Raw genomic sequence first — 23,766 nt, 5'->3', positions numbered from 1 at the left:
ACGAGACCATGAGCATCTTTTTTTATGGTGATATCTTTTGTTGTTCGAAGTCGATCTCCAGAACATTTTTCGCATAATCCTTACCCCAGTCGTACATCGCATCTAAAATCGGCATTAAGCTATAACCGTGTGGCGTCAACGAATATTCGACCTTCGGTGGTACGACCGGGTAGACTTCCCGGTGAATGATATGGTGGTCCTCGAGTTCGCGCAGTTGATTGACGAGCATCCGTTGCGTGATCCCAGGCATCAGACTTTTCAGTTCCCCGAAGCGTTTCGTTCCTTCCTTGCCTAAGTGCCAAAGAATGAGCATCTTCCATTTGCCCCCGATGATCGAGAGGGTCAATTCCTTCTCACAGTTAAACTGACGGTCTTCAAAATGTGGCATCAATCCACCTCCTGCTCCAGTATAGTCTTTCTTCCCATCGACAGTATACTTTTCTGCACTATGTATGAAAAACCGCACTATGTAAATTAAAAGTGCGTACTTCTCAAGAATGCTCCTGCGGATTATATTTAGTCCTGCTCCTTCCTGAACGTCTGAAGGAAGTGTCAGGTACGACAATACAGAGAAGAATGGGAGAGATACAAAATGAAATTACAACTCGCAATTGATTTAGTCGATACAGCAGGTGCGATTGCTTTAGTCAAAGAAATCGGGGAAGACAATTTAGATATCGTTGAAATCGGCACACCGGTCGTCATCAACGAAGGGCTCCGCGCCGTCAAAGAAATGAAAGCCGCGTTCCCGAACTTAACGGTCCTCGCTGACTTGAAAATCATGGATGCTGCCGGTTACGAAGTCAGTCAAGCTGTCGCACACGGTGCTGACATCGTGACGATCCTTGGGGCAGCGGAAGACATGTCAATCAAAGGGGCAGTCGAAGAAGCAAAAAAATCAGGCAAACAGATTCTCGTTGATATGATTGCTGTTAAAGATATCGCAACACGTGCGAAAGAACTTGATGCATTAGGCGTCGACTACATCTGTGTCCACACAGGTTACGATCTCCAAGCGGTCGGTCAAAACTCGTTCGAGGATCTCGCGACAATCAAGTCAGTTGTGACAAATGCAAAAACAGCTGTTGCGGGTGGTATCAAGATGGAGACGTTACCGGAAGTCATCGCGGCACGTCCTGATCTGATCATCGTCGGTGGTGGCATCACGGGACAAGATGATAAACAAGAGACAGCGTCAACGATGCACCGGATGCTGCAAGAGGCGTAAATGACACACATTCAAACGATTATCGATGAACTGACTTCGACAGTTGAAGCAATCGATGTGACGGAGACGAAAAAACTGGCAGACGCTGTTCTTCAAGCGAATCGGATCTTTCTCGCAGGAGCTGGTCGCTCCGGCTTGATGGGAAAAGCATTCGTCATGCGACTAATGCACATGGGACTCGACGCTTATGTCGTCGGCGAGACGGTCACAGCGAACTTGCGCGACGGTGACTTGTTGATCGTCGGTTCCGGATCGGGTGAGACGAAAACATTGGTTCCAATCGTCGAGAAAGCACAGCAACTCGGTGGAACGGTTGCCGTCGTCACGATCAATCCGACGTCGACGTTAGCACGATTAGCCGACTTAGTCGTCCAACTGCCCGGGGTTCCGAAAGAACAAGCGGCATCAGCGGATGAGACGGTTCAACCAATGGGCTCGTTGTTCGAACAGACGATGTTGTTGTTCTATGATGCCTTGATTCTGCAGATAATGGAAGACAAGCAGCTCGATTCACAAACGATGTACGGGAAACACGCCAACTTAGAATAGATAAACCAGAAGACCGGTAGACGTATGCGATACGTTTACCGGTCTTTTTTGACTTGATTTTTAATAAAACATTTCCTGTTTGTGAGAATTTATTCGGATACTAGCATGTATCGACCTGCCATACTAAAAGAAGTAAAGGTATGGTAAGGGGGAGGAAAAATGCGTTTTACGAAGTCGATGACAACTATTGTATTGATCAGTAGTTGCGTCTTATCGGGGTGTACAATGGAGACGAAAGAACATGCTGTAAAACCATCTGCAGAAGTTGCATCCGTGAAACCAACTAAAGGACAAAATGAAGTCGAAGAAATTTTAATTAAAGAGCCCTCCGTCGATGCAGATACACCAGGCAAAGCGAGCGTCGAGCAAATACAGCTGACCTATAAAAACGGACAAACCGCCGTACCGACTAATGATGATATCTTGTCGGAAGCGATTCTTGGTCAAAAAGCGATTGTCACGCTGCAGTCTCCGGAAGGACCACATCATTACATCGTTTTGTTTTATGAACAGTCTGATCGCTGGATATTGACTGGTGTTCTTCCTGCGACAGGACCTGTTACAACGGAACGCTCAGAATCACGTGGCTTGAAGCTCGCATTTTCGACATTCACAACGAACGAAATGAGTTGGAGTGATGCGGAAGACGCGCCAATCACATGGACGTTTGCTGGAAAAGAATCAATCCTTACGGTTTCGAAGCTCCCGCAGCAACCGATGGACAGCAAACCGTCGGAGGTCGTGACATTGGCGAATGGAATAGAAGCTTACGTCCATGAGACGAAGCGGGAAGCTAGCTTGTCTTATCAGGACAGCGAACAGACGGTTCTGTTAGCCGGTAACGTATCAGTTGATCGCCTTAAAATACTTGCGGCATCACTGCCATCCGTCACGTCAGGATCGTTTCCGTATGGGGGAACAGAATAAAAAAATCGCGCGCTTCACACAACTCCCGTCAGAGTAAGTGAAGCGCGCAATCTTTTATCTATTTCCGTTCTTACCATTTGAAATCAAAATCAGCACCGACATCTTTTGCGAGATGGGCATCTGATCCATAGACGAGCGGAATCGATAACGACTGCGTGACTTGCAAGAGTTCCGGGTAAGGATAGGAAAGACCACATAACGGCTTTCGGAGTCCTGCCGTGTTGACGTCGAGTGTGAAGTTCGCCTGACGGATCTTCCGTAACGTGTCGTCGAGGTTCGTTGGGTTCGACTCGAGCGGATAGGCTTGGATGAACTTCGTCGGTAACGTCAAGTGACCGAGTCGCTTCGGCTGGTGTGCACCGAGGTCCGTCATGACGAGGGCTTGGATGCCTTCATAATAGCGTTCATGGACCGCCGTGACGCTTCCGAGTTTCGTGACGATCTCACCAAAGCTTTCCTTGCTGAAGTCGACGCCATAATACTGATCATCAATGTATAAGTAATGCAGTGAGAGAATCCCGTCGGTCAAGACGTCAGCATAGCGGGCGATGATGTCACGCGTACCGTCGACATGCCCTTCCCAGTAGTCGAACTCCATCCCGATCCGGATGTCGATTTGATTCTTGTATGTCTCGCGGAGTTGTGTCAATTCTTTCAGGTAGGCATCGGCTGTCGCGAACGACATTCCGGAATCGTTATCTGGCGCAGGATCCGTCACACCTTCAGGTAAAGGGGCATGTTCCGTGAAGCTGATCCGTTCTAAGCCTTGCTCTAAGGCGCGCTCGATGTAGGCTTCGAGTGGATCCTTCGTACCGTGTGGACAATATGGACTGTGGACGTGACCGTCCCATTTCAATAATTGCATGAGTAACCCTCCGATTTTTTAGAATTGGCAAGCAAAGCGATTGACAATGTGCCCGAAACGCGGTATCTTATCGTTAAATAATTTAGCGTGGTACAGTGATAATAAGATAAAGGAGTGGGAGTATGCAATCATTTTCTACGATTCGACTCAAGGATGGAGCGACAGACTATGTCGGTGCCTCGGCAACGCGGCTCCAGCAGGTCATTCGTCAGCTCGAAGATGGACTCGAACAATCTAACTATACCCGATTAATCACCCCCTTAATTGAGGAAATCGGTGGACGGGAACAGATTCGGATGGATTTTACGACTAGTGTCGCGCGTGCACTCAGCGAACGGGGTCGCGAACAATATAAACGTGTCTTCTACAGTGGGTCGGTCTTTCAACCGGAAGAGAAGTTCCAGGTTGGATTTGAGGAACGAGGACAAATCGCAGAAGTCGAAGCAATTCAACTTGCGGTCCGACTCGTCGAGGAACTGACGGGAAAAGAAGTCACACTCTCGATCGGTGATGCCGGTTTAATCGAGCATTTGATCGAGACGCGCGTCGGTGATCACCACTTACGCGACCAAGTGACACAGATGCTCCGTTTACGTAACGTCATTGAACTGAAGCGAATCGCGGGTCAACTCGATGATGCCTTACTTGCAAAACTTCCTTTATTATTCGGACGTGAAGGGGCGGAGACGATCCTACCGTACGTCGACGAGTCACGACTCAATGCCGTGCTTGATCTCGCGGAAGCCGTCAATGCCGATCTCGACTTCGGTCAAATGGGTTTACAGACGTACTACGACGGGATCACGATCCACGGTTTCATCGAAGGTGTGACGGAACCCGTCCTCGTCGGTGGACGCTACGACCGGCTTTATGAACAATTCGGACAAGAACAACAGGCGTTCGGCATCGGATTCTCGGTCGAACGGTTGGCGGAGGTGCTCTAAATGCGAATCGGAATTACGAAAGGACGGCTGTCGAAAGCGACAGAACGTTATCTAAAAGAAGCTGGCGTCGAGACATGGGGAGCCATTGAACGCGAACTGATCGTCAAACGGGGCGAGCACGAATTCGTCTTCATGAAAGGATCGGATTTGATTCCGTACGTCGCTCAAGGTGTTCTTGATGTCGCGATCACCGGCAGTGACATCTTACTCGAATCGGATCAAGAGCTATCGGAACTGGCGGAATTACCGTTCGGCGTCTGCCGAATGTCGGTCTGTGCGAAGGAGCCCTTGCAATTCGAAGGTGGACGCCGCGTCCGGATTGCGACGAAATATCCGGTCATCGCGAAACGCTACTTCAGCGAACTCGGTGTCGACGTTGATATCGTACCGTTGAACGGTTCGGTCGAGTTGGCACCGTTACTCGGACTTGCTGACGCAATCGTCGATATCGTCGAGACAGGTGAGACGTTACGGGCAAACGGACTAAACGAATACGAAAAAATCATCGATATCAGCGCTCGATTCTTTACGAGCGAATGGACGTTAAAACGGAAGCGGGTTGAAGTCATCCGCTTGCTCGAGCAATTGACAGAAGGAGTGACACGATCATGACACCGACAAAACCTTTCAGCATCGATCGCGACACGGAGCTCGCGGTCCGCGCGATTCTTGAACGCGTCGCAACAGACGGTGACGCTGCTGTCCGCGATTACACGAACCAATTCGATCAGGTCGATCTCGAAGATTTCCGTCTCAGTGAAACACGGATCACGCAAGCCTTCGAACAGGCAGATGCCAACTTGATCGACTCGTTGAAGTTGATGGCGACACGACTCGTCGAATGGCATGAACAAGAACTTCCGTCTGACATCGAACTCGTCGAAGCAGACGTGACACGACGTCAACGGTTCGTTCCCGTTGATTCGGTCGGGATCTATGTACCAGGTGGTGCAGCCAGTTATCCGTCGACCGTCTTGATGAACGCCATTCCAGCAAAAGTTGCTGGTGTCGAACGCGTCGTCATGGTGACACCGATGACGAACTTAAGTGATGAGGTCCTCGTTGCAGCACGGATCGCTGGTGTGACAGAAATCTATACGATTGGTGGAGCGCAAGCTGTTGCCGCGCTGACATTCGGAACAGAAAGCATCCAAGCCGTCGATTTGATCGTCGGACCTGGGAACCGCTTCGTCGCTGAAGCAAAACGCCAAGTCTACGGAATCGTTGGTATCGACTCCGTCGCCGGTCCATCGGAAGTCGTCGTCATCTCAGACGAAACGGCGCATCCGGACCGGATCGCAGCCGACTTACTTGCGCAAGCCGAACACGACCGTGACGCTGTCGCGATCGCCTTCGTGCCAACGGAAGAGATGAAACAAGCGGTGGATACGGAGATCGAACGGCGCTTACAGCAATTGCCGCGTCAAGAGATTGCCCGTCGTGCGATGGAAAACGGTGGCGTCTTCGTCGCTCCACTCGAAACAGCAATCGAAGAAGCGAATCGCCTCGCAGCGGAACACTTGGAACTTGCCGTTGCCAATCCGCAAGAGGTCGTCAAATCGATCCGTCACGCCGGGATGATCTTCCTCGGTCACGAGACACCGGAAACGCTTGGCGATTACGTCGCTGGAACAAACCACGTCTTACCGACATCCGGGACAGCCCGTTTTGCGTCTGGATTATCAGCGCGGACGTTCTTGCGTCACCAGACGATGCTCGAAGCCACTCGCGCAGGCGTACAACGTCTCGCGAACGCAGCGAAAACCGTTGCCCGGGTCGAAGGACTCGAAGCACACGCACAAGCCATCGAAGTGAGGGAAGACTAATGCGATTACACCAAAACGAACGATTCACGACCCACAGTCCAGTTGGGATCGAAGCGATCCAGGAATTGATCGCAACGTTCCCTTTAAATGAATATCCTGTCGAAATCATCGATCAAGTCAAGGCATCGTATGCAACGTACGCTGGTGTCCGTCCGACGCAACTCGTCGCCGGAAACGGCTCGGATGAGTTGATCGGCTACTTATGTGCCCGCTACGGCGGACCCGGGATGCCGGTCATCGCCTCAGAACCGGATTTCGTTATGTATCAGTTTTACGCTGACCGGGCACGGGCACCGTTCGAACGCGTGCCGTTACTCGACGAAATGGCGCTTGACGTCGAGGGATTGATCGCAGCTCCTGGTGAGATCATCTTCTTGAGTCACCCGCACAATCCGTCCGGTGTCCTCCGCAAGGAAGCGGACATCCGGCGCTTGCTCGACAGTGGCAAATACGTCGTCATCGATGAGGCCTATATCGACTTCGCGCTCGAACAGTCGATGCTTCACTTACTCGAAGAATATCCGAAAGCAATCATCTTACGGACGCTCTCGAAAGCGTTCGGACTCGCATCGCTTCGACTTGGTTTTGTCATCGCGAGCGAACAAATCATTGAAGAAATCGAACAGATTAAATCACCGTACAACGTCTCTGGTCTATCAGCAGCTGTCGGTATCGCCATCATGGCAGAACCGGAACTCGATCGGGTCTTAGAAGAAACGTATGCGAGCCGCGAAGCGATCGAACGGATTCTCGCGCCAATCGGCAAGACATATCCGAGTGCAGCGAACTTCGTCTACGTCGAGTATCCAGAAGCCGAACGCTTTACGCAGCGTTGTGCTGACGCCGGATTACGGATTCGTTTATTTGACCAGGCATTCCGTGTCAGTTGTGGATCACCAGAAGCGATGCAAGTATTAGAAACGTGTGTAGAGGAGGAATTACGATGCGGCGTGGCGCAAGCGAACGAGTAAGTGCAGAATCAGACATCAAGGTCGAGATCGATCTCGCAGGAGGTCCGGTTGAGATCAAGACGGGTGTCGGATTCTTTGATCATATGTTGACGTTATTCGCCTTCCAGGCCCGGATCGGTCTGAAGGTAACTGCAAAAGGTGATACGTGGATCGATGCCCACCACACGGTCGAAGATACAGCGATCGTTCTCGGGGCAGCATTGACGGAAGCGCTCGGTGATAAAGCCGGGATCGAACGCTACGGCGAATCGCGTGTACCGATGGACGAGACCCTCGCGTCGGTCGTCCTTGATTTCAGCGGTCGTCCGTTCACCGTCTTCCGTGCTAGTTTCAAGAATCCGAAGCTCGGTGACTTTGATACGGAACTCGCAGAAGAGTTCTTCCAAGGCTTATCACGGAGTGCTCGGATGACGATTCATGCCGAAGTCTTATATGGTTCAAACACACACCACATGATCGAAGGGTTGTTCAAAGCACTCGGTCGGGCCGTCCGTCAGGCAGTTGCCGTGACGAGCGAAGGCGTACCGTCTACGAAAGGGTTGATTGATCAATGATAGCAATCGTCGATTATGGCGTCGGGAATATCGCGAATGTCGAGCGGGCGTTAAAGGAGCTCGGCGAAGCAGTCATCGTCACGAGTGACACGGAGTTGCTTGACCAAGCAGAAGCACTCGTCTTACCGGGTGTCGGTGCCTATGCACCGGCAATGGAGCGCCTGAAGGAAACGGGACTCGTCGACTTCTTAAAAGAACAAGCCGAAAAGAAACCGTTCCTCGGGATTTGTCTTGGGATGCAACTGCTCTTTGAATCGAGTGACGAAGATGGACTGACGGAAGGTCTCGGGATTTTACCGGGAACGATCGAAAAATTACCGAATGACGTCCGCTTACCACACATGGGTTGGCACCAACTGACGAACCACGGCGAAGCGGTCTATTTCGTCCACTCGTACGGCGCTGTTTGTGACCCAGAATGGATCGTCGACGCGGTTGAATACGGACGTCTTGTTCCGGCAATCGTTCAAAAAGGACAAGTCACTGGGATGCAGTTCCACCCAGAGAAGAGTGGCGAAGTCGGACTGAAACTACTGAAGGAATGGAGAGAGACGACATGCAACTCTACCCAGCAATCGATTTAATGAGCGGACAGGCCGTACGCCTGAAGCAAGGAGATTTTGACCAACAGACATTCTTCGGTGATGCGTTGACGATTGCGAAGCGCTTCAAGGAAGATGGTGCGACAGCGATCCACTTGATCGATCTTGATGGCGCGAAAGCCGGCGAACCGTTGCACTTGAGCTTGATCGCCGACATCAAAAAGGAGACCGGTTTGTTCGTCGAAGCTGGTGGTGGTGTCCGTAACATCGAAACCGTCGAAGCATACGTCGGTGCCGGGATCGACCGGATTCTCGTCGGCACGGTCGCCCTAGAAGACGAAGCATTACTCGAGCAGATGATTGCTCTCGCTGGTGATAAACTGGCTGTTGCGTTAGATGCAAAAGAAGGTATCGTTCAAACACGCGGCTGGCTCGAAGCGAGCGGTTGGACGCTCGAAGAAGCGATGACGCACCTGATCGGTAAAGGCATCAAGACGTTCCTTTATACAGACATTTCGCGTGACGGAATGATGATGGGACCGGACGTTGATGGACTCGATCGTTTAAAACGGGAAGGGGTCGAATTGATTGCTTCCGGTGGTGTGACGACAATCGATGACGTCGCGCGCCTCAAAGAAATCGGGATGGACGGAGCGGTCGTCGGTCGGGCGTTACTCGACGGATCACTCGCCTTAAAAGAGGTGTTACGCGTATGTTGATGAAGCGGATCATTCCCTGTCTTGACGTCAAGGAAGGACGTGTCGTCAAAGGGGTCAAATTCCAAAACTTACGTGATCTTGGTGACCCGGTCGCCGTCGCGAAATACTATTACGAGCAAGGGGCGGACGAACTCGTCCTGCTCGATATCTCAGCAACGCAAGAAGGTCGCGAGACGATGCTTGATATCGTCGAACGCGTCGCGGAAGTCATTTATATGCCGTTTACGGTCGGTGGCGGAATCAAGACGATCGAAGACGCGAAACGCTTGATTCGTGCCGGGGCTGACAAAGTTTCACTCAACTCATCAGCGCTTCAAAATCCACAACTGATTCAAGAAGTCAGCCGCCTGTTCGGTGTCCAAGCGACGGTCGTCGCAATCGATGCGAAGCAGACGGGCGACTCGTGGGGTGTCTTCTCACACGGTGGAACACAACCCGTCGGACGTGACGCGATCGAGTGGGCACAGGAAGCTGTCGCGCTTGGTGCCGGCGAATTACTCGTTACGTCAATGGACGCTGACGGCACAAAAGACGGCTATGATCTCGCCTTGATCCGTCGTCTGCGTGAAGTCGTCAACGTGCCGATTATTGCTTCCGGTGGAGTCGGAACACTTGATCACTTAGCGGAAGGATTGGAAGCAGGAGCTGACGCAGCCTTAGCTGCTTCGATCTTCCATGAAGCAACATACACGATGCCGGAAACGAAAGCCTACCTCAAAGAACGGGGAGTCGAAGTCCGATGACGACATTGAATTTTTCAAAAGGACTCGTCGCTGCCGTCGTCGTCGACGAGCAGACGAACGATGTCTTGATGGTCGGCTTCATGGACCAAGCCGCCTATGATAAGACGCTTACGACCGGTCTTGTCACCTTTTTCTCGCGGACGAAGAATCGTCTTTGGACGAAAGGGGAGACGAGCGGGAATACGCTTGAGCTCAAACGGATGTGGATCGACTGTGATCAGGATAGTCTTTTGATCACGGTCAAAGCGAATGGTCCGACATGCCATACCGGAAATCGCAGTTGTTTCTATACGGAAGTGGAGGTGCCCGATGTTATACGAACTGGAACAGACCGTCAAAGCGAAGATTGACGCGAAAGAAGCAGAATCCTATACGAACTATTTGATTGCTTCTGGATATGAGAAGATCGCGAAGAAGTTCGGCGAAGAGGCATTTGAAGTCGTTCTCGCTGGTAACGATACGTTAGCAGAAGAGACAGCAGACTTGTTGTATCACTTAACGGTCTTGCTCGCTGAGCGCGGTGTCTCATTCAAAGAAGTCGAAGCCGTCCTTAACGAACGTCACGGTACAAAATCGACGTTCAAGGATCGCCCGGATATTGAACAATGGTAAACGACATCCACATCGCCTAGGCGGTGTGGATTTTTGTATAAGCGGGAAAAGACAAACAGATGACGGTTGTCATCAAATCGACAGAATCTTTCGATAGGCACGCTGTCGCTTCAGAGCGTATAATCAAAGTGTTAGTCTTGTGTCATTAGAAAGTAGGTGTTCGGTTGGTTACCAAAAAAGAACTTAAGCAAACGATCAAGCAACAATCGAAAGAAACGATCGAAGAGCTACTCGCGAAAGGTGACTCCTTGAAAGAGGAAGTCGCCAGTGCCATTACACACGGATTGGGTGTCATTTTCAGTATCGTCGCGCTCGTGATGTTGATCCTGCAGGCGACGAAATCCGGCAGCGCTTGGAACGTCACCGCTGTCAGTATCTTCGGGGCAACGATGATTCTCCTTTATCTGTTCTCGACCTTGATGCATTCGCTGATGCATACGAAAGCAAACAAGGTTCTACAAATTTTAGATCATGCTGGCATCTATCTCTTGATTGCTGGTAGTTATACACCATTCGCCTTGATCACACTCCGTGGTCCGCTCGGTTGGACATTGCTCGGGATTGTCTGGGGTGTCGGGACGCTCGGTATCATCTGGAAGCTTTATTCGACCGGTAAATATGTCTGGATCTCGAATGCGTCTTATCTGATCCTCGGCTGGTGTTGTCTGTTTGCGATCAAGCCGATCTATGAAGCACTCGGGTTACAAGGATTCTTATTGCTCCTCGGTGGTGGACTCGCGTACTCTCTCGGCGTCATCTTCTACGTCTGGGCACGCTTGCCGTATAACCACGCGATTTGGCATCTGTTCGTCCTTGCGGGCAGTGTCCTGATCTTCCTCTCGATTTTCTATTACGTTGCTCCGGCGACGATGTCATGAAGAAATTACGGCTCCGGGACTGGCTCCCGCTCACGCTGTATTTTATGTTTGGACTTGGATTGCTCCTGTACTTCCGGATGTCGGGAATGCTGGAGCAATTCGACATTCAAGCATTATCGGATTGGGTACGGGATCAAGGTCTGACCGGGATGTTGCTTTACGTACTCGCTTACACGATTCGACCACTCGTCTTTTTCCCAGCAAGTCTGTTGACCATTTTTGGCGGTTACACGTACGGTCCATGGCTCGGGACACTACTTGATGTTATTGGTGCTGGTACGGGTGGATTACTTAGCTTTTGGATCGCCCGGTTGCTCGGTCGCCGTGGAGTTGAGAAATTGATTGGCAAAGGGAAGCTGAACGTACTCGACGAACGGATTGCAACGAACGGCTTTCTCGTTGTGCTTGTCGTTCGATTGATTCCACTGTTTCCGTTTGACGCGATCAGCTACGCGTCCGGATTATCAAAAATCCGCTTTAAACAGTTCGCTATCGCCAACTATCTCGGGATCATTCCCGGTGCGTTCGTTTACAACAATATCGGCTCAAGCCTGCGCGATCCGTTCTCCTGGCAATTTTTCGTTGCGATCGGACTATATGTCCTATTCTTTGCCGTAGGACTTGTTGCTCAACGGATTCTCAAAAATAAACGAAATAAAGAGCGTATGTAAGCGCTTTATGGCATAATATGAGTGCAGAGATGTGAACCGATACGGTAAAACAGCCTAGCATTTATTTAGGGGGAATCATGAGTGATGGAAAAAGTACTACGGGATGGTTTTATCTTCTTATCGCAAAACAAGACATTGAACGGTCTCGCCAAGCGATACGGGCTTAAATTCGGAGCAAGTCGCTTCGTGGCAGGGGATTCATTGGAAGCATCAAAACGGGCGATCCAGGAATTGAACGCAAAAGGGTTATGCGTCACGATGGACCATTTAGGGGAGTTCATCTCGACGGTAGCGGAAGCAGAGATGATGACACAAGAATGTATTCGTGCGGTTGAGATGATTGCGGAAGAAAAATTAGACTCGCAACTTTCGTTGAAACTGACATCACTCGGACTCGATATCTCGGACGACTTGATTCGCTCGAACATGGAACGGATCTTAACACGGGCGAAAGAACTCGGTGTCTTCGTCACGATTGATATGGAAGATGAGCCACGTTGTGAAAAGACGATTCAATTGTTTGAAGAATTGCGCCAATCTTTCGATAACATCGGGACGGTCATCCAGTCGTACCTCTACCGGTCGGAAGATGATATCAAACGTGTCGGACGCTTCGAGACGAATCTCCGGATCGTCAAAGGGGCATACAAAGAACCGGCAACGGTTGCGTTCCCAGAGAAGGAAGACGTCGACCATAACTACATCAAGCTCGTGAAGTTACAATTATCACTCGGAAACTATGCTGCCGTCGCAACACATGACGATGCGATGATCGAGCAAGTCATCCGTCACGCTAAAGAAAATGGGATCGAAAAAGACCAGTTCGAATTCCAGATGTTATTTGGTATCCGGGTCGAGCGTCAACTCGAACTCGTCAAACAAGGCTATAAAGTCCGTGTCTACGTTCCTTATGGACGTGACTGGTACGGTTACTTCATGCGCCGCTTAGCAGAACGACCGGCAAACGTTGCCTTCGTTCTCAAAGGAATGGTCAAAGGATAAGAAGAGAAGGCGATGCAACGTTGCATCGTCTTTTTTTGATTCAGAGAGGAGAGGACAGAATGGCATGCACAGAACAAGAATTAAAGGAACTGCTACAACAAGACGCGAGTGTAACGCCTGCATTACTCGATGAGTTACTTCTACATATCGGTTCGACGGATTCTGAGTTACGGGATGGATTGATCTATCCGCAGTTAGCGACCTACATCGCATCAGAATCCTTTACGATAGAAGACACCAATCGAATTTTCGATTTTATTTTAAGCGGGCATGGATTGATGTATAGAATGGGAACAGCGGACACAACAGCTGTTCTGACGCGATCATTTTCAGCATTAGCACTCGCTGAATTGTTAGTGATGGACAAAACCCGACACTTATTGACGCAAAGTCAGTTGGATCGGCTGTCCACTTACTTACAAACCTATTTGGAGCAAGAAAAGGATGTCCGTGGATTCATTGACGGAATGGGGTGGGCACACAGCATGGCACATATCGCGGATGTTTATGCGGTTTGGTTTACGGACCCAGCGAGTCGTCCGCAGGAGGAGCTCGGAGCGATTGATGCGATGATTCGTCAGTTGATCCGATCCGATTATCTCTATGTCGATGAAGAAGCGGACCGGATGGTGACGGCGTGGTTGCAAGCTTGTCGTCATGGACTGTCGGAAGACGTCCTATTACAACGAATCGAACGTAATATTAAGGAGTGGCTTGAGAGTGACGTGACATGGGGAGATGCGGAGTGGACGACGTATCGTAACGTTAAACAGATGCTACAGACACTCTATTTCCGACTGAAATGGGAAGAACAATCGGATCTTGTCTTAATTGAAGAGTGGTTGCGACAGGTACATCAGCGAACGCACGGAGGATAAAGCATAGTATACCGGACGTCCCTATCATCTTCGCTTTCCTCAGGCGGGAAGTAAGCCGCGGCATCTCACATTTCATGTGATTTGCCGGGTCTTCCTCTTCCCTGACGGAAGCATGGTTCATGCTTCCTTTTCCTGTAGGAGTCGAAGATGCCCGGTTCGTCCTAAATGAACTCACATCAAAAGCGATCGAATTCCGTCAATGGAATCGATCGCTTTTAGTATTGAATACGTTCAACCTCCTCACATGTCTTTACCCGACTCCTACAAGAAAAAGCGCGACGTTTTATCGCGCTGTCAGAGACAATCAAGACCCGGATTCGTCATCCGAAGGATGAGGAAGACTGGCTTGTGTCTAGCTTGAGGAAAGCGGGTGAAAGGACAGTGAGGTTAGCAACGTTGTAGTAAGACTCGATTTATATCAAGGATACAAAACATTCGCCGCAATAAAAATTCCAACAAATAATAGTGCAACTAATAAAACAGCCGTCTGTGGATGGAATCGTTTTTCTTCGAATCGACGAAATAATACCCGTTCTCCTAAGGCCTGTGTACCAACGAATACAACCATGAAGAAAATATAGAATTGCCACTTTTCGAAAATACCAAGCTCTTGTACGTAAAATAAAAAGAAGATGGAAATCACACCTAAAATTGAAGTGAAAAAACGACTATATGACATACTTATCTTTCCCTCGCAGCTGTCGTCTGAAAAGCAAACAAACACGAGAAAGCATGTGCTTGATCAAGTAACCGATGCCCCGTCATGACGGCGCCTTCCTTTTGGATGACCGCTTCATCAAGCAACGTCCAGCCCCGTTCTTTTGCTAATTGCAACAGTTCCCACGGCATCATCGTATTCCCCATCGCGACTTCCTCACCATACAGACGACGATAAGCAAGTTGCCGCGGAGCAGCTGTCGGACCAAGTAGACTGATGACGACAAGTGGGGCGACGCGTTCGATTTCTTCTAAAACCTTTACGGGACGTGTCGACCATTCGAGTGAGTTAACGGCAAGGACGACGTCAAACGCATGATCGGCGAACGGCAATGCTTCACCCGTTCCAACGATGAACGTCTGCTCGGGTGACTTCTCACGGGCGATTCGGATCATCTCGTCTGAGACATCGAGTCCGACTGTCTGAAAGTCCGGTGTCAGTAAGCGACAGGCTGCCCCATCACCGCAACCGAGATCAAGCAAACGACCACCGGTGATCGTTTTTCGTAAGAACGGCAAAACGGTTTTCCGACTGCCGTTCGTCCACATATCGTCAGCGCGATCCGCCCAGTCAGCGGCTTTTTGATTCCATACATGCTCGGTTTGACTCATTTCTATCCACTCCTTTTTATCAGTCTAACAGGAAAATTTGTCCATTGACTGATTTTTTATTGCTACTGAATCATTATTCATTTATGATGAAGATGTAGAAGAAGCACACGAAAGTCGTTCGGCTTCTTTTTTTGTCAGTATAATGAATGGTTGTTCATTCAATTTAAACTCAGGGGGTACATCATGGCGAGTCAAATCGGTCAGCCGACCACAATCCAGTTGACGAAACACATCCAATTCGCCGTCATCATCGGTTCAGGGGTGATGGGTGCAGGCATTGCGGCACATCTTGCGAATGCTGGCATACGGACATTGATGCTTGATATCGTACCAAAAGAACTTACGGCACAAGAAGAGAAGAAGGGCTTGACGCTGAGTGATCCGCGCGTCCGTTCCCGCATCGCGCGCGATAACCGCGAAAAACTCTTGAAACAAAATCCAGCACCACTCGCGTCGAAAAAATTGATTGACTTCATCGAGGTCGGAAACTTAGAAGACGACTTAGAGCGTCTGAAAGAAGCGGACTGGATCGTCGAAGTCGTTGTCGAACGACTCGATGTCAAACAACAATTGTTTAAAACGATCGAACCGTTCATTCGGGAAGACGCAATCGTCAGCTCGAACACATCAGGCATTTCGATTGAAGCGATGCGTGAAGGGCGTTCGGAATCATTTAACCGTCGTTTCCTCGGGACACACTTCTTTAACCCACCACGTTATCTGAAGTTACTTGAGTTGATTCCAACGTCAGACACGGATCCGAGTGTCGTTGACTTCATGAAACAATTCGCTGAGGAACGACTTGGGAAAGGTGTCGTCATTGCGAAGGATACACCGAACTTCATCGGTAACCGAATCGGGACATACGGTCTCCTCGTGACGATGGATGAGATGAAAAAAGGTGGCTATTCAATCGGGGAGGTCGATTCGGTCACAGGTCCACTCCTTGGTCGCCCAGGGTCAGCAACATTCCGGACACTCGACGTCGTCGGCATCGACACGTTCGTCCATGTTGCGAACAACGTCTATGACTTGTTGCCAGAAGGCGAAGAGAAGGAGACGTTCGCGGTCCCGGCTGAGATGCGTCGCCTTGTCGAACAAGGATCACTCGGTGCGAAGACGGGTCAAGGCTTCTATAAGAAAGTCGGAAAACAGATCCTTGAACTTGATCTCGAAACATTCGAGTACGTCGAAAAGAAAGCGCTTACTGAAGCGTCGATCGGACAAGCCAAAGCACTTCCAGGCGCAAAAAATAAACTGAAAGCCGTCGTCTTTGCGCAAGATCGTGTCGGCGCCTTACTCTGGCCGATCCATGCGAAAACATTGCTCTACTCGGCTCAGCTGACTGGAGAAATCGCAGACGACATCAAAGCGATCGATGAAGCGATGAAATGGGGCTTCGGTTGGAAGATGGGACCGTTCGAGACATGGGACGCACTCGGTGTCGAGAAGACGGTCGCGAAGATGAAACAAGACGGTTACGCAGTACCGGCATGGGTCGATGAGATGCTCGCAGCAGGAAAAACGAGCTTCTATGATGCGTCCGGTCGTCATTATGACGTTGCAACGAAAGACTACGTTGGAGCAACGGTCAATCCGAAGGAAATCCGTCTCCGTGATGTACGGAAGTCAAACGGTGTTTTACTAGAGAACAACGGGGCGCGCTTGCTTGATATCGGCGACGATGTTGCGGTGCTCGAGTTCACATCGAAGAGCAATGCAATCGGTGTCGACATCATGCAGATGATCGAACAGTCGGTCGATCTCGTTGAGAAAAATCACCGTGGTCTCGTCATCGCGAACGATGGCAAGAACTTCTGTGTCGGTGCAAACCTAGCGATGATGCTGATGGAAGCGGAAGATGAGAACTGGTTCGAGCTCGACTGGATCATCAACAAGTTCCAACAATCGATTCAAAAGATTCGTTACGCATCACGTCCGATCGTCGCTGCGCCGCAAGGAATGACGCTTGGTGGCGGTACGGAGATCTCGCTTCCGGCAGCTCGTCTGCAAGCCGGGCTTGAAACGTACATGGGTCTCGTCGAAGTCGGTGTCGGTCTAATTCCGGGAGGCGGCGGAAACGTCAATACGTATCGTCGACTGTTAGAAAACACACCAGACGGACTCGTTAATATCGAGAAAGCAGCACAAAAGACGTTCGAAAACGTCGCAATGGCAAAAGTCTCAAAATCAGCCTTTGAAGCACGCGAACTCGGATATGTCCGCTCTGTTGATCAGATCTCGATGAACCGGGATCACTTGACGTATGATGCGAAACAACTCGTCCTTGAACTGGACCGGACCGGCTACACGGCACCAGCGAAAGCGAAGATTCCAGTCGTCGGTCGTGCGGGGAAAGCGACGCTTGAACTCGCAACACGCGAAATGTTCTACGGCGGTTATATCTCGGAACACGATTTGAAAATCGCAAGTAAACTCGCACACGTCATCGCCGGCGGAAACGTCGCCTTCGGTAGCCACGTCGATGAACAATATATGCTCGACATCGAACGGGAAGCATTCTTGAGCCTGATCGGTGAGATGAAGACACAACAACGGATGCAGCACATGCTCGTCAAAGGCAAGCCGCTTCGTAACTGAGGACTGGGGGGATTCGGATGAAGGAAGCAGTAATCGTCGCCGGTGCACGAACACCGGTCGGAAAAGCAAAAAAGGGCGCATTCAAATCGATGCGCTCGGATGAATTAGCAGGCATCGCCATCCAGGAAACGTTGAAACGGTCCGGTTACACGGGAGCGGTCGATGACGTCATTCTCGGATGTGCCTTGCCGGAAGCGGAACAAGGCATGAACATCGCCCGTTACGCTTCGGTCCTCGGTGGATTATCACACGAGGTACCGGCGATCACGATCAACCGGTATTGCTCAAGTGGACTACAATCGATCGCTGACGCAGCGATGAAAATCATGACGGGGCAAGCAACTGCGGTCGTCGCTGGTGGACTCGAATCAATGAGTCAAGTCCCGATGCCAGGTCACGTCGTCCGACCTAATCCGTCAATCGTCGACACGGCACCGGAATATTACATGAGCATGGGGCACACAGCGGAGCAAGTCGCTGCGACCTACAATGTCTCACGGGAAGATCAAGATGCGTTTGCGTTGAAGAGTCACCAAAAAGCGGCAGCAGCAATCGCGGCTGGTAAGTTTGCTGACGAAATCGTTCCGGTAACGGTGACGGAACAATTCGTCAATGATGAATTGAAAATCGAAGAGAAGACATTCGTCGTCGAACACGATGAAGGTGTTCGCCCGGATTCGTCACCGGAAGGTCTCGCGAAACTTCGCCCAGCGTTCCGCCTCGGCGGCAGCGTCACAGCAGGGAACTCTTCGCAGACGTCAGACGGTGCGGCAGCTGTCCTCGTCATGGAACGGGAAGAAGCAGAACGCCAAGGGTTACAGATTCTCGGAAAGTTCAAGTCGTTTGCGGTCGGTGGTGTCCGTCCGGAAGTGATGGGAATCGGACCGGTCGTCGCGATTCCGAAAGCACTTGAACTCGCAGGCATCACGCTTGAAGACGTCGGATTGATCGAGTTGAACGAAGCGTTCGCATCGCAGTCGCTCGGTGTCATCCGCGAGCTTGGATTAAACGAAGACATCGTCAACGTCAACGGTGGAGCGATCGCCCTCGGTCACCCACTCGGTTGTACAGGAACAAAACTCACATTGACGCTCTTGCATGAAATGAAACGTCGGAATGTCCAGTATGGTGTCGTCTCGATGTGTATCGGTGGCGGAATGGGCGCAGCAGGTGTATTCGAATTAGTTGAAGGAGGAACAGGACAATGAGCCAAACGACAAACGAATTAATCAAAGGTGGCAGTTTCGTATTAGATGAGTTAGCACCAGAACGTCTCTTCACACCAGAGGATTTCTCGGAAGAACACAAAATGGTCGGTGACATGACAGCGAAGTTCGTCGAAGATCGTGTCGTTCCTGTCCTTGACCGAATCGAAAAACACGAGTTCGAATTATCAGTCGGTCTCCTCCGTGAAGCAGGCGAGCTTGGTCTACTCGGTGCAGACGTTCCGGAAGCATATGGCGGCTATCAGATGGATAAGATTTCGTCTTCGATCATTACGGAAAAGTTCGCACGGGGTCGTTCATTCGCCCTCAGCTACGGCGCACACGTCGGAATCGGTTCGTTGCCGATCGTCTTCTTCGGTAACGAAGAGCAAAAGCATAAATACTTGCCGAAACTCGCTTCAGGGGAGTGGATTGCTTCGTACGCGTTGACGGAACCAGGCTCTGGTTCGGATGCTCTTGGTGCTAAAACGACGGCTGTCTTGAACGAAGCTGGTACGCACTACATCTTGAACGGTGAAAAACAATGGATCACGAACGCTGGTTTTGCAAGCTTGTTCGTTGTCTACGCAAAAATTGACGGTGACAAGTTCACCGCCTTCCTCGTCGAAGGATCGTATCCAGGCGTCTCGACAGGCGTCGAGGAACAAAAGATGGGAATCAAAGGATCATCGACACGGACGTTGATCTTACAAGATGCAGAAGTACCAGTCGATAACGTCCTCGGTGAGATCGGACGCGGTCACGTCATCGCCTTTAACATCTTGAACGTCGGTCGTTATAAATTAGCTGTTGGTGCTGTCGGTTCGTCAAAACGGGCGATTGATCTCGCAGTCCAGTACTCGAATGAACGGAAACAGTTCAAGACACCGATCAGCTCGTTCCCATTGATTCAAGAAAAACTCGCGACGATGGCAGCACAGACGTATGCGATGGAAAGTTCAGTCTACCGGACGGGTGGTCTGTTCCAAGACAGTCTCGATCAGTTGTCAGAAGAAGAGAGCAAGGACGGTAAGAAAATCGCCGATGCAATCGCGGAGTACGCGATTGAATGCTCGATGAACAAAGTCTTTGCTTCGGAAACATTTGATTACGTCATCGATGAAGCGGTCCAGATCCACGGCGGTTATGGCTTCATGGCAGAATATGAAGTCGAGAACATGTACCGTGATTCACGGATTAACCGGATCTTCGAAGGAACGAACGAGATCAACCGTCTCCTCGTCCCAGGAACACTGCTGAAGAAAGCGATGAAAGGCGAGCTGCCGTTGCTTGCGGAAGCACAGCGTCTACAACAAGAAGTGATGAGCTTCATGCCGACCGAAATCGGAACAGCACCACTTGATCGCGAACGCCACTTACTCGCGATGATGAAGAAGATCTTCTTGTTGACTGCCGGAACAGCGGTCCAGAAATACCAGGACAAACTCCAAGGCGAGCAAGAGATTTTAGCGAATACAGCCGACATCATGAGTGCGATCTATGCGCTCGAGTCAGCAATCGTCCGGACGGACAAAGCGATTGCCGACAAAGGAATCGAGAAGAGCGAACTGAAAGTCCGTTACACGGAAGTCTTCGCACAACAAGCGTTCGAAGCTGTCGAGCGTGACGCGAAAGAGACACTCTACGCGGCAGCAAGCGGCGACGAGCTCCGGATGTTGCTCTCAGCGCTGAAAAAATTCAGCCGTTACCAGCCGATCAACGTCATCGGTACGAAACGCGACATCGCAAAACGCCTCATCGAGTCAAACAAATATACGGTCTAAGTCAGGTTTACCGCTTCGCCTTTGCAGGGAAAATCTCTGTAAAGGCGAAGTTTTTGGTTGGAGGAGGAAAACGAGATGCGCCAAGAATTGGTTGAACTGCAATTTGCGATTGCCTACTATCAATCCCTTGAACGTTTGTCGCCGGAAGAATGGGATCTGCCGCTTGCGCTTAACAAGTGGACCGTCCTTGAGTGCGTCAGTCATCTGTATTTATGGGACCGGTTTTATTACGATCATGCCATCTCGAAATTACCGGATGAACCGTTGACGCTCGTCGAGACGGATTTTGATCAGTTCAATCGACTAGCGGTCGAATATGCGCATCATATTGATCCGCTCGCCTTATTGAAGAAAGCAATCAGCGTCCGGCGTGACATCGTCAATCACCTCGATCGTTTGTCTGACGAGCAATTTGAAGCGACCTATGAGGATTTTCGACCGCAAGCCTTCGTCGAGTCGTTCGTTGCCCATGACGCCCATCATCAAGATCAGATTGACGGGGCGCTCGCACGCTTGAAGCAGAAGTGATCCATCTGCTACTCTTGAAGGTGAGGTGAGGTGAGGAATATGACAAAAACAGTCACGATGTACGGCTATCCGAAATGTAGTACGTGCGTCAAAGCGAAAAAAGCACTCGAACAGCACGGTGTCGAAGTGGATTACAAACATATCGTCGAGGAAACACCATCTGCAACGACGATCCAGGAACTTCATCAAAAGAGTGGAGAGCCGTTGAAGAAATTCTTCAACACGAGCGGTCAATCGTATCGTTCGCAAGGGATCAAGGACAAACTTCCAGAGTTATCGGAAGACGAGCAATACAAGTTGCTCGCAAGTGATGGTATGTTGTTGAAGCGTCCGATCGTTACAGACGGGAAAGACGTCACGATCGGCTTCAAGGAAGAAATGTATCAAGGAAAATGGTATTAAGTTCAGAGTCGATTTTGGTATACTGAACACGTTAGTCCAAATTAGTCCACAGGGGGAATCGGAAATGAGTCAAGTAAAAGACAACTTACGCTATTCGGAAGAACATGAATGGGTCGAAGTATCAGGAAACAAGGCGCGCATCGGAATCACGGATTTCGCGCAACACGAACTCGGGGATATCGTCTTCGTCGAATTGCCTGAAGTCGGTGATACGATCACAGCAAACGAGCCATTCGGTTCAGTCGAGTCGGTCAAGACAGTCTCGGAATTATATGCACCGATCTCTGGTAAAGTCGTTGCCATCAACGAAAATCTTTCAGATTCCCCAGAACTCGTCAACGAGTCACCATTCGAAGGCGCTTGGATGGTCGACATCGAAATCGAAGATGCATCGCAAGTCGAAGCATTGATGGATGCTGCAGCATACAAATCGATGATCAACGAGTAATACTTAACGAAAAGAGAGTGAACGAGGCGCTTGCGTTTCGTCCGCTCTCTTTTTTTTGTATACTGACGACAGATACCACGAAGAAAGGAGCGACCGTCATGCAAGAGGTCACGACCGTCCCGGAAAACGGGCTATTGTATGTCTATGCACCGATGTGCGGGACATGCGCCATCGCGGAACGTATGCTCGATATCGTCGAAGCGACGGAATCAGGTCAATCGATTCAGAAGGCGAACGGGAATTTCATTCCGGATTTTTTAGAAGAAGCCCGTGTCATGAGTGTTCCTGCGTTGTTGCGAATTGAAGAAAATCAAGTCGTAGAGCGACTTTATGCTTTCCAGTCCGTTCAAAACGTCTTTGCTTTCTGTCAAGAACGGTAAGAGAAGTCCGATTGGATTTTTCTTTTTGTTAAATTGTCGGAATATTTACAATAATCCGTTGACAACGCAGAAATATGAATGGTATATTCATAACAACTTCTAGAAATGCATTATAGGAAGTCTAGCAGAGATGATCGTTCAATACGATTCAAGTCCTGAACCCTTTCTCCCATCCTAAGCCGGTGTATTGTTTCCCCTTAAGTCGTCCCCCAAAGACGAAGCGGTGCAATGAACGGGTGGTGGATCGAAAGGACCGATCAGGAAGTGAACGTAAGCTGGCGATCATGTCGAACAGGCGCCGTCCTCCACGCGGAAGAGCGAACAATTCCGAATGGAGCTGGGTTTTCCTTCGTAGCATTTCTAACCACATTATTCGTGTTGTCGGTTCGCCGGCAACGCCTTTTTTTGTTTTCTGGAAGTTTTTTGAGCCGGTCGCTTGCCAGGATAGAATCTCCTTGCTACAATGCGAATAAGGAAAATTACTTTAATTCATATCCGATTACTCGGAATTAACTGGTGAGATGGAGGACGACAAGGCATGACAGTACGTTTTATGGATGTTTTCACAGAATGGGCATCGACGTATGACGAGACAGTAACCGGACACGATCCGGAGTATAAAGAGGTTTTTCGTCGATACGATGAGATTTTGGATACAGTAGCGGATAAAGCGCAGTCGCCGGTCATTGAATTCGGAGCAGGCACAGGGAACCTGACACAACGTCTTCTGGCACGTCACGACGCCGTACTCGCCGTCGAACCAAGTCCGGAGATGCGGGCAATCCTGACGGAAAAGATTCCGTCACTTGATGTACAAGACGGTCACTTCCTCTCGTTCGAAGCGAAGGAAGCACGCAGTTTTGTTTCGACGTATGCGTTTCATCATCTAACAGATGAGGAAAAGGGAGAAGCGATCGAACTGATGGCATCACATTTACCGGCAGACGGAAAAATCGTCTACGCGGATACGATGTTCGTCTCAGAAGAGGCACGCCTGCAAACGATTCGTGAAGCACGTGCTCAAGGGTTCGACGCGTTAGCGGAAGATCTCGAACGCGAGTTCTACCCGTTGATTCCAGTCATGGAAGAATTGTTTACAGCACGAGGATTCACTGTTAAATTTATACAATACAATCACTTCGTCTGGCTCGTAGAAGCCGAGAAAATGGGGGAATAAATC

Annotated in this window: 27 protein-coding genes and 1 pseudogene; 24 read left to right on the top strand and 4 right to left on the bottom strand. The window is 50.1% G+C overall.

Going from position 1 to position 23,766, the window contains the following annotated elements; translation table 11 throughout:
- Positions 1-22 precede the first annotated feature (22 nt).
- Positions 23-388: a helix-turn-helix domain-containing protein gene (locus U719_RS12785; protein WP_023469195.1), complete on the bottom strand. Its 366-nt coding sequence runs from the start codon at positions 386-388 to the stop codon at positions 23-25.
- Positions 389-592: 204 nt separating this feature from the next.
- Between U719_RS12785 and hxlA the strand changes: the two genes are divergently transcribed.
- The 3 genes from hxlA to U719_RS12770 all read left to right on the top strand — a co-directional run bounded on the left by hxlA (position 593) and on the right by U719_RS12770 (position 2,704).
- Positions 593-1,228 carry a 3-hexulose-6-phosphate synthase gene (gene hxlA, locus U719_RS12780; protein ID WP_023469194.1) on the top strand — a complete coding sequence of 212 codons (636 nt, stop codon included), beginning with the start codon at positions 593-595 and terminating at the stop codon, positions 1,226-1,228.
- Positions 1,229-1,777: a 6-phospho-3-hexuloisomerase gene (hxlB, locus tag U719_RS12775; RefSeq protein ID WP_023469193.1), complete on the top strand. Its 549-nt coding sequence runs from the start codon at positions 1,229-1,231 to the stop codon at positions 1,775-1,777. It abuts the gene before it with no gap.
- Between the two features lie 177 nt (positions 1,778-1,954).
- Complete coding sequence (locus U719_RS12770; RefSeq protein ID WP_158408703.1) at positions 1,955-2,704, top strand: hypothetical protein; 750 nt, start codon at positions 1,955-1,957, stop codon at positions 2,702-2,704.
- Between the two features lie 70 nt (positions 2,705-2,774).
- On the opposite strand, the gene hisJ is transcribed toward U719_RS12770, so the two are convergent.
- On the bottom strand, positions 2,775-3,569 hold the full coding sequence (hisJ, locus tag U719_RS12765) for a histidinol-phosphatase HisJ (RefSeq protein ID WP_023469191.1): 795 nt from the start codon (positions 3,567-3,569) through the stop codon (positions 2,775-2,777).
- Positions 3,570-3,691: 122 nt separating this feature from the next.
- Between hisJ and U719_RS12760 the strand changes: the two genes are divergently transcribed.
- From U719_RS12760 to U719_RS12700, 13 genes and pseudogenes are all read left to right on the top strand, one after another.
- The gene (locus tag U719_RS12760; protein WP_023469190.1) at positions 3,692-4,513 is read left to right on the top strand and encodes an ATP phosphoribosyltransferase regulatory subunit; all 822 of its coding nucleotides are present in this window, start codon (positions 3,692-3,694) and stop codon (positions 4,511-4,513) included.
- Positions 4,514-5,125 carry an ATP phosphoribosyltransferase gene (gene hisG, locus U719_RS12755; protein ID WP_023469189.1) on the top strand — a complete coding sequence of 204 codons (612 nt, stop codon included), beginning with the start codon at positions 4,514-4,516 and terminating at the stop codon, positions 5,123-5,125.
- Positions 5,122-6,339, top strand: coding sequence for a histidinol dehydrogenase (gene hisD / locus U719_RS12750; RefSeq protein ID WP_023469188.1), 1,218 nt, complete (start codon positions 5,122-5,124; stop codon positions 6,337-6,339). The genes hisG and hisD overlap by 4 nt, the downstream gene beginning before the upstream one ends.
- Positions 6,339-7,310 carry a histidinol-phosphate transaminase gene (locus U719_RS12745; protein WP_023469187.1) on the top strand — a complete coding sequence of 324 codons (972 nt, stop codon included), beginning with the start codon at positions 6,339-6,341 and terminating at the stop codon, positions 7,308-7,310. Before hisD ends, U719_RS12745 begins: the two co-directional genes overlap by 1 nt.
- Positions 7,283-7,864, top strand: a complete 582-nt coding sequence (gene hisB / locus U719_RS12740; protein ID WP_023469186.1) for an imidazoleglycerol-phosphate dehydratase HisB — start codon at positions 7,283-7,285, stop codon at positions 7,862-7,864. Before U719_RS12745 ends, hisB begins: the two co-directional genes overlap by 28 nt.
- On the top strand, positions 7,861-8,448 hold the full coding sequence (gene hisH / locus U719_RS12735; RefSeq protein ID WP_023469185.1) for an imidazole glycerol phosphate synthase subunit HisH: 588 nt from the start codon (positions 7,861-7,863) through the stop codon (positions 8,446-8,448). Before hisB ends, hisH begins: the two co-directional genes overlap by 4 nt.
- Positions 8,421-9,125: a 1-(5-phosphoribosyl)-5-[(5-phosphoribosylamino)methylideneamino]imidazole-4-carboxamide isomerase gene (gene hisA, locus U719_RS12730; protein WP_023469184.1), complete on the top strand. Its 705-nt coding sequence runs from the start codon at positions 8,421-8,423 to the stop codon at positions 9,123-9,125. The genes hisH and hisA overlap by 28 nt, the downstream gene beginning before the upstream one ends.
- Positions 9,119-9,868 (top strand): imidazole glycerol phosphate synthase subunit HisF, encoded by a 750-nt coding sequence (gene hisF, locus U719_RS12725; RefSeq protein WP_023469183.1) that lies wholly within the window; start codon positions 9,119-9,121, stop codon positions 9,866-9,868. Before hisA ends, hisF begins: the two co-directional genes overlap by 7 nt.
- Positions 9,865-10,480, top strand: a pseudogene (gene hisIE, locus U719_RS17050) (bifunctional phosphoribosyl-AMP cyclohydrolase/phosphoribosyl-ATP diphosphatase HisIE). The gene hisF and the pseudogene hisIE overlap by 4 nt, the downstream one beginning before the upstream one ends.
- Positions 10,481-10,698: 218 nt before the next feature.
- A complete protein-coding gene (locus U719_RS12715; protein ID WP_041255537.1) occupies positions 10,699-11,358 on the top strand; it encodes a hemolysin III family protein in 660 nt (219 codons plus the stop codon).
- Positions 11,355-12,029, top strand: coding sequence for a TVP38/TMEM64 family protein (locus U719_RS12710; RefSeq protein ID WP_023469179.1), 675 nt, complete (start codon positions 11,355-11,357; stop codon positions 12,027-12,029). Before U719_RS12715 ends, U719_RS12710 begins: the two co-directional genes overlap by 4 nt.
- A gap of 84 nt (positions 12,030-12,113) precedes the next feature.
- Positions 12,114-13,031 carry a proline dehydrogenase family protein gene (locus U719_RS12705; protein ID WP_023469178.1) on the top strand — a complete coding sequence of 306 codons (918 nt, stop codon included), beginning with the start codon at positions 12,114-12,116 and terminating at the stop codon, positions 13,029-13,031.
- Positions 13,032-13,090: 59 nt separating this feature from the next.
- Positions 13,091-13,909: a DUF2785 domain-containing protein gene (locus U719_RS12700; RefSeq protein WP_023469177.1), complete on the top strand. Its 819-nt coding sequence runs from the start codon at positions 13,091-13,093 to the stop codon at positions 13,907-13,909.
- Between the two features lie 418 nt (positions 13,910-14,327).
- On the opposite strand, the gene U719_RS12690 is transcribed toward U719_RS12700, so the two are convergent.
- Complete coding sequence (locus tag U719_RS12690; RefSeq protein ID WP_023469175.1) at positions 14,328-14,588, bottom strand: hypothetical protein; 261 nt, start codon at positions 14,586-14,588, stop codon at positions 14,328-14,330.
- Between the two features lie 2 nt (positions 14,589-14,590).
- Positions 14,591-15,238, bottom strand: a complete 648-nt coding sequence (locus tag U719_RS12685) for a class I SAM-dependent methyltransferase (protein WP_023469174.1) — start codon at positions 15,236-15,238, stop codon at positions 14,591-14,593.
- Between the two features lie 183 nt (positions 15,239-15,421).
- On the opposite strand from U719_RS12685, the gene U719_RS12680 reads away from it, so the two are divergent.
- The 8 genes from U719_RS12680 to U719_RS12645 all read left to right on the top strand — a co-directional run bounded on the left by U719_RS12680 (position 15,422) and on the right by U719_RS12645 (position 23,763).
- On the top strand, positions 15,422-17,839 hold the full coding sequence (locus U719_RS12680; RefSeq protein ID WP_023469173.1) for a 3-hydroxyacyl-CoA dehydrogenase/enoyl-CoA hydratase family protein: 2,418 nt from the start codon (positions 15,422-15,424) through the stop codon (positions 17,837-17,839).
- A gap of 17 nt (positions 17,840-17,856) precedes the next feature.
- Positions 17,857-19,047, top strand: coding sequence for an acetyl-CoA C-acetyltransferase (locus tag U719_RS12675; RefSeq protein WP_023469172.1), 1,191 nt, complete (start codon positions 17,857-17,859; stop codon positions 19,045-19,047).
- The gene (locus U719_RS12670) at positions 19,044-20,828 is read left to right on the top strand and encodes an acyl-CoA dehydrogenase family protein (RefSeq protein ID WP_023469171.1); all 1,785 of its coding nucleotides are present in this window, start codon (positions 19,044-19,046) and stop codon (positions 20,826-20,828) included. The genes U719_RS12675 and U719_RS12670 overlap by 4 nt, the downstream gene beginning before the upstream one ends.
- 75 nt (positions 20,829-20,903) lie before the next feature.
- Positions 20,904-21,356 (top strand): DinB family protein, encoded by a 453-nt coding sequence (locus U719_RS12665; RefSeq protein WP_023469170.1) that lies wholly within the window; start codon positions 20,904-20,906, stop codon positions 21,354-21,356.
- 39 nt (positions 21,357-21,395) lie between these two features.
- A complete protein-coding gene (locus tag U719_RS12660; RefSeq protein WP_023469169.1) occupies positions 21,396-21,758 on the top strand; it encodes an arsenate reductase family protein in 363 nt (120 codons plus the stop codon).
- 64 nt (positions 21,759-21,822) lie between these two features.
- On the top strand, positions 21,823-22,206 hold the full coding sequence (gcvH, locus tag U719_RS12655; protein WP_023469168.1) for a glycine cleavage system protein GcvH: 384 nt from the start codon (positions 21,823-21,825) through the stop codon (positions 22,204-22,206).
- 98 nt (positions 22,207-22,304) lie between these two features.
- On the top strand, positions 22,305-22,586 hold the full coding sequence (locus U719_RS12650; protein WP_023469167.1) for a thioredoxin family protein: 282 nt from the start codon (positions 22,305-22,307) through the stop codon (positions 22,584-22,586).
- Positions 22,587-23,124: 538 nt separating this feature from the next.
- Positions 23,125-23,763, top strand: a complete 639-nt coding sequence (locus tag U719_RS12645) for a class I SAM-dependent methyltransferase (protein WP_023469166.1) — start codon at positions 23,125-23,127, stop codon at positions 23,761-23,763.
- The last annotated feature ends 3 nt before the right edge of the window (positions 23,764-23,766 follow it).

Source organism: Exiguobacterium sp. MH3 (assembly GCF_000496635.1).
GTDB classification, from domain to species: domain Bacteria; phylum Bacillota; class Bacilli; order Exiguobacteriales; family Exiguobacteriaceae; genus Exiguobacterium_A; species Exiguobacterium_A indicum.
The sequence above is the reverse complement of the archived record's forward strand: the minus strand, read 5'-3'. Positions and strand labels throughout refer to the sequence as shown.

What these genes read in the sequence shown, in the direction of transcription:
- U719_RS12760 (WP_023469190.1), top strand. Translation starts at nt 3,692, where the DNA reads ATGCAATCATTTTCTACGATTCGACTCAAGGATGGAGCGACAGACTAT.
- U719_RS12745 (WP_023469187.1), top strand. Translation starts at nt 6,339, where the DNA reads ATGCGATTACACCAAAACGAACGATTCACGACCCACAGTCCAGTTGGG.
- U719_RS12660 (WP_023469169.1), top strand. Translation starts at nt 21,396, where the DNA reads ATGACAAAAACAGTCACGATGTACGGCTATCCGAAATGTAGTACGTGC.
- hxlA (WP_023469194.1), top strand. Translation starts at nt 593, where the DNA reads ATGAAATTACAACTCGCAATTGATTTAGTCGATACAGCAGGTGCGATT.
- U719_RS12700 (WP_023469177.1), top strand. Translation starts at nt 13,091, where the DNA reads ATGGCATGCACAGAACAAGAATTAAAGGAACTGCTACAACAAGACGCG.
- hisB (WP_023469186.1), top strand. Translation starts at nt 7,283, where the DNA reads ATGCGGCGTGGCGCAAGCGAACGAGTAAGTGCAGAATCAGACATCAAG.
- U719_RS12645 (WP_023469166.1), top strand. Translation starts at nt 23,125, where the DNA reads ATGACAGTACGTTTTATGGATGTTTTCACAGAATGGGCATCGACGTAT.
- U719_RS12675 (WP_023469172.1), top strand. Translation starts at nt 17,857, where the DNA reads ATGAAGGAAGCAGTAATCGTCGCCGGTGCACGAACACCGGTCGGAAAA.
- U719_RS12665 (WP_023469170.1), top strand. Translation starts at nt 20,904, where the DNA reads ATGCGCCAAGAATTGGTTGAACTGCAATTTGCGATTGCCTACTATCAA.
- U719_RS12705 (WP_023469178.1), top strand. Translation starts at nt 12,114, where the DNA reads ATGGAAAAAGTACTACGGGATGGTTTTATCTTCTTATCGCAAAACAAG.
- hisH (WP_023469185.1), top strand. Translation starts at nt 7,861, where the DNA reads ATGATAGCAATCGTCGATTATGGCGTCGGGAATATCGCGAATGTCGAG.
- hxlB (WP_023469193.1), top strand. Translation starts at nt 1,229, where the DNA reads ATGACACACATTCAAACGATTATCGATGAACTGACTTCGACAGTTGAA.
- U719_RS12785 (WP_023469195.1), bottom strand. Translation starts at nt 388, where the DNA reads ATGCCACATTTTGAAGACCGTCAGTTTAACTGTGAGAAGGAATTGACC.
- gcvH (WP_023469168.1), top strand. Translation starts at nt 21,823, where the DNA reads ATGAGTCAAGTAAAAGACAACTTACGCTATTCGGAAGAACATGAATGG.
- hisA (WP_023469184.1), top strand. Translation starts at nt 8,421, where the DNA reads ATGCAACTCTACCCAGCAATCGATTTAATGAGCGGACAGGCCGTACGC.
- hisD (WP_023469188.1), top strand. Translation starts at nt 5,122, where the DNA reads ATGACACCGACAAAACCTTTCAGCATCGATCGCGACACGGAGCTCGCG.
- hisJ (WP_023469191.1), bottom strand. Translation starts at nt 3,569, where the DNA reads ATGCAATTATTGAAATGGGACGGTCACGTCCACAGTCCATATTGTCCA.
- hisG (WP_023469189.1), top strand. Translation starts at nt 4,514, where the DNA reads ATGCGAATCGGAATTACGAAAGGACGGCTGTCGAAAGCGACAGAACGT.
- hisF (WP_023469183.1), top strand. Translation starts at nt 9,119, where the DNA reads ATGTTGATGAAGCGGATCATTCCCTGTCTTGACGTCAAGGAAGGACGT.
- U719_RS12680 (WP_023469173.1), top strand. Translation starts at nt 15,422, where the DNA reads ATGGCGAGTCAAATCGGTCAGCCGACCACAATCCAGTTGACGAAACAC.
- U719_RS12710 (WP_023469179.1), top strand. Translation starts at nt 11,355, where the DNA reads ATGAAGAAATTACGGCTCCGGGACTGGCTCCCGCTCACGCTGTATTTT.
- U719_RS12690 (WP_023469175.1), bottom strand. Translation starts at nt 14,588, where the DNA reads ATGTCATATAGTCGTTTTTTCACTTCAATTTTAGGTGTGATTTCCATC.
- U719_RS12650 (WP_023469167.1), top strand. Translation starts at nt 22,305, where the DNA reads ATGCAAGAGGTCACGACCGTCCCGGAAAACGGGCTATTGTATGTCTAT.
- U719_RS12685 (WP_023469174.1), bottom strand. Translation starts at nt 15,238, where the DNA reads ATGAGTCAAACCGAGCATGTATGGAATCAAAAAGCCGCTGACTGGGCG.
- U719_RS12770 (WP_158408703.1), top strand. Translation starts at nt 1,955, where the DNA reads ATGACAACTATTGTATTGATCAGTAGTTGCGTCTTATCGGGGTGTACA.
- U719_RS12670 (WP_023469171.1), top strand. Translation starts at nt 19,044, where the DNA reads ATGAGCCAAACGACAAACGAATTAATCAAAGGTGGCAGTTTCGTATTA.